The 3,345-nt window shown below is 63.7% G+C and carries 4 protein-coding genes and 1 pseudogene; 1 reads left to right on the top strand and 4 read right to left on the bottom strand.

Going from position 1 to position 3,345, the window contains the following annotated elements; translation table 11 throughout:
• Positions 1 to 298 (top strand): annotated as a pseudogene (locus JaAD80_RS30960) (PLP-dependent aminotransferase family protein); the annotation flags it as partial.
• 15 nt (positions 299 to 313) lie between these two features.
• Here the strand turns inward: JaAD80_RS30960 and JaAD80_RS26575 are convergent.
• From JaAD80_RS26575 to JaAD80_RS26560, 4 genes are all read right to left on the bottom strand, one after another.
• The gene (locus JaAD80_RS26575; RefSeq protein WP_102299040.1) at positions 314 to 1,093 is read right to left on the bottom strand and encodes a spermidine synthase; all 780 of its coding nucleotides are present in this window, start codon (positions 1,091 to 1,093) and stop codon (positions 314 to 316) included.
• 58 nt (positions 1,094 to 1,151) lie between these two features.
• Positions 1,152 to 1,676, bottom strand: a complete 525-nt coding sequence (locus JaAD80_RS26570; protein WP_102299039.1) for an FxDxF family PEP-CTERM protein — start codon at positions 1,674 to 1,676, stop codon at positions 1,152 to 1,154.
• A 235-nt stretch (positions 1,677 to 1,911) separates the two neighbouring features.
• Positions 1,912 to 3,243, bottom strand: coding sequence for a PAS domain-containing sensor histidine kinase (locus tag JaAD80_RS26565; RefSeq protein ID WP_180979606.1), 1,332 nt, complete (start codon positions 3,241 to 3,243; stop codon positions 1,912 to 1,914).
• A gap of 23 nt (positions 3,244 to 3,266) precedes the next feature.
• The coding region (locus JaAD80_RS26560) for a helix-turn-helix domain-containing protein (RefSeq protein ID WP_146012552.1) at positions 3,267 to 3,345 on the bottom strand (79 nt) is incomplete at its 5' end.

The raw sequence follows: 3,345 nt of genomic DNA, 5'->3' as shown, positions 1-3,345 counted from the left end.
CCGCGACGCCCTGGGCGAGGCCTTGCAGCGCCATGCGTGCGCGGGCGCGGCCATCCATGGCGGTTCGGCCGGCATGCACCTGGCATTGCGCTTCGAGGATGCGGGCCGGGATGACCTGGCGCTGAGCCGGCGCGCCGCGCAGGAAGGCATCGTGGCGCTGGCCCTGTCCGCCCATGGCACGGGCGACAGCATGCGCGAGGGCAGCGGCTGGAACGGCTTCCTGCTTGGCTACGCGCAGGTGCCGGCCGAGCACATGGATGGCCTGGCGCGCCGCCTGGGCGCGCTGCTTCCGGCGTGAGGCGGCGCTACCGCGCTACTGCTGGTCGAGCATCCATTGCTTCAAGCCGTTGACCCAGTTCTTGGCGGGCAGGTTGCACTGTTTCTTGATGGCGGCGGCACGCTCGTACAACTCGCTGAAATCGAGCGACGGTGATTTTTTGAAGGCCAGCACGACGATGTTCTCGTCTTCCATTTCCGGCACCCAGACGACGGCGTCGAAAACCAGTTCCATCGCCTGCAAATTCTTGTCGTAGTTGGGGAAGTCGCCAAAGACATTCGTGCACATGATGCCATCGTCCGTCAGGCAGTCGAAGCAGGCCTGGTAGAACTCGGGCGTGTCGAGCACGGGACCGCGCGCTTCCTCGTCATACAGGTCCACCTGCAGCACGTCCACCGTGCCGTGGTTGGCCTGGTCGAGCACGAAGTCGAGCGCATTCATTTCGCGCACGTCGAGGCGCGCATCGTTGGGCGGCAGCGCGAACTGGGCGCCGCAGATGGCGATCACGTTCGGATTGAGCTCGATGGCCGTGACCGTGGCGTCGGGGAAGCGGCGGTAGCTGAACTTGGTCAGCGCAGCGCTGCCAAGGCCCAGCTGCACCACGCGTTTCGGCTGCATCTTGAAGAGCATCCACATCATCATCAGCTGCACGTATTCGAGCTCGATGGCGTCGGGCTTGTCCAGGCGCATGGCGCCTTGCACCCATTTGGTGCCCAGGTGCAGATAGCGGATGCCGCGGTGTTCGGTGGTGGTGGCCGGCGGGTGGCCAGGATGGCTGAAAGCGGTACTGCTGGTGGAAGTGAAATCGGTCGTCATGGCGCCAGTGTAGCAGCCGCAAGAAAAAAGACGCCGTGGCGTCTTTTGGGTGGAGAGCTCAAGATTGCTTGCGGCGCCGCGCCAGGAAGGCCAGTATGCCCAGGCCTGCCAGCATCATGCCATACGTTTCCGGCTCCGGTACCGGCGCCAGGTTCAGGTTGAAGGTGCCGCCATAGCTGCCGCCTTTGGTATTGCCCATCACGGTCAGGACCAGCGGGCCATTGAACAGGATGTTGGTGGGCGCGAGGATCTGGCCCTGGGCATAGCCAAAGACGGTGGGGCCGCCAAAGCCTGTCAGGGCGATGCCGTTCAGATTGGCGTTGCTGAAGTTGATGGAGGCCGCATCGCTGCCCGTGACCGAGAGGTTGGCCAGGAAGGCTTGCGCGGTCGAGCCGAAGGTGGCATCGGGCGTGAAGGTGAAGACGTCCGTGAAGTCGCCGAGCGGGCTCGGTACGGCGTTGAAGCCGCCCGTCCACAGATTGCCGGTGGTATTTGTCAGATTGACGGTGTACGCCGCCGCGTACGCGCTGCCGATGGACGCAGTGCCCAGTACCGCTACTGCGATCAATGATTTCAGTTTCATATTTATCCCCGCGAAAAGACGATTGATATTCAAAAAAACCGTACCGCACCGACAAATTATCGTTACCAATTTTTATTGTCAACGAGCTATTTTTTTATCGCTGTCCTCGCTTAAATAGCTTATTGCTACTACACGGGCATAAGGGCATTTTAATTGTAAAATTTAAAACAGTAATTGTGTAAATTGCATTAAAGAAATGTGAAATTGTGTGAGAAATTTATTGTTTCGAAGGAATCTAATTTGCCTGCAGCAATGGTAAGGTCATGCTCACGGCCAGGCCGCCGCCCTCGCGGTTGGCCAGGGTGATGCGTCCGCCATGCGCCTCGGCAATTTCGCGCGCCAGCGCCAGTCCCAGGCCCGTGCCGCTGCGCTTGGTGGAATAGAACGGCACCAGCGCATTTTCCAGCACGGCGCCGTTCATGCCTGGCCCCCGGTCGCGCACTTCGATGCGCACCTGTCCCTGCGCCTGGCTCACGTGCAGGCCGATATGCTCTTCCCTGGAACCGGACTCCAGCGCATTCTTGAGCAGGTTCAGCAGCGCCTGCTGCATCTGCGCCGCGTCAAACACGGCTGGCTGATCCGGCGGCGGGCAGTCGAGCGTGAAGGCCGCCTGCGAAGCCAGGCTGTCGAGGAACGGCGCCCATTCGCAGGCCGCCAGACGCGGCGCGGGCAGCTTGGCAAAGCGCGCGTAGCCGAGGATGAAGGACTCGAGGTGGCGCGTGCGTTCCTCGATGGTGGCGAGGATCTGCGGCAGCCGTTCCGTCTGGCCGCGGCGCACCAGCTCGGCGCCGGAATGGGCCAGCGAGGCCAGCGGCGCCAGTGAATTGTTGAGCTCATGGCTGATGACGCGGATGACTTTTTTCCACGTCTGCACCTCCTGGCGCCGCAGCTCCAGGGTCAGCTGGCGCAGCAACAGCAATTCGTGCTTGCGGCCATTCAGGCTGAAGCTGCGCCGCGCCAGGTGGTACACCTCTTCCTGCTCGCCGTCGCCGCTGGTAAACAGGCCGTCGCTGGCGCGCGCCAGGGCTTCGGCCAGGGCGGGGGCCGCCTGTTGCACGATGTCGTCCAGGTGCTGGCCTTCCAGCCGCCGCCCCTGGTGCAGCAGCTGGCGCGCGGCCAGGTTGGCGTAGACGATGGCGCTGCCCTCGGCCACCAGCAGCATGGCCACGGGCGTGTTCTGCACCATGGTGTCGAGCAGCAGTTCGCGCTGCACCAGGTCCAGGCGCTGCTTGCGCAGCACGTCGCCGAGCGCATTATGCGTGGCCACCAGGTCGGCCAGTTCATCGTTTTGCGGCCAGCGCAGGCTGAAGGCGAAGTCGCCGTCCTGGTAGCTGGCGACCGTGCCGGACAGGGCGCGGAACAGCGACAGCATCGCTTGCAGCTGCGCGCGGATGGTGATGATGGCGATCGGCAGGATGCACAGCAGGGACAGGCCCAGCACCAGCCATGGCTGGCCCGGCAGGAAGTGCGCGAGCAGCAGGGCGATGCCCATGCCCAGGACCAGCAGGGTGACGATCAGGGCCGTCCAGCGCGTGAGCAAGGACAGGCGCAAGCCAGTCGGGCGCATCGGCCTGGGCGCGGTAGGTGGCATCAGCTGCGCGCGATGCCCAGGCGTTCCATGCGCCGGTACAGCGCCTGGCGCGACAGGCCCAGGTCTTGTGCCGCCTGC

It is taken from the genome of Janthinobacterium sp. AD80 (assembly GCF_002878455.1).
Classification (GTDB): domain Bacteria; phylum Pseudomonadota; class Gammaproteobacteria; order Burkholderiales; family Burkholderiaceae_D; genus Janthinobacterium.
Note: the sequence above shows the minus strand (reverse complement) of the source record. Positions and strands in the feature narration are given on the sequence as shown.

What these genes read in the sequence shown, in the direction of transcription:
- JaAD80_RS26575 (WP_102299040.1), bottom strand. Translation starts at nt 1,093, where the DNA reads ATGACGACCGATTTCACTTCCACCAGCAGTACCGCTTTCAGCCATCCT.
- JaAD80_RS26570 (WP_102299039.1), bottom strand. Translation starts at nt 1,676, where the DNA reads ATGAAACTGAAATCATTGATCGCAGTAGCGGTACTGGGCACTGCGTCC.
- JaAD80_RS26565 (WP_180979606.1), bottom strand. Translation starts at nt 3,243, where the DNA reads ATGCGCCCGACTGGCTTGCGCCTGTCCTTGCTCACGCGCTGGACGGCC.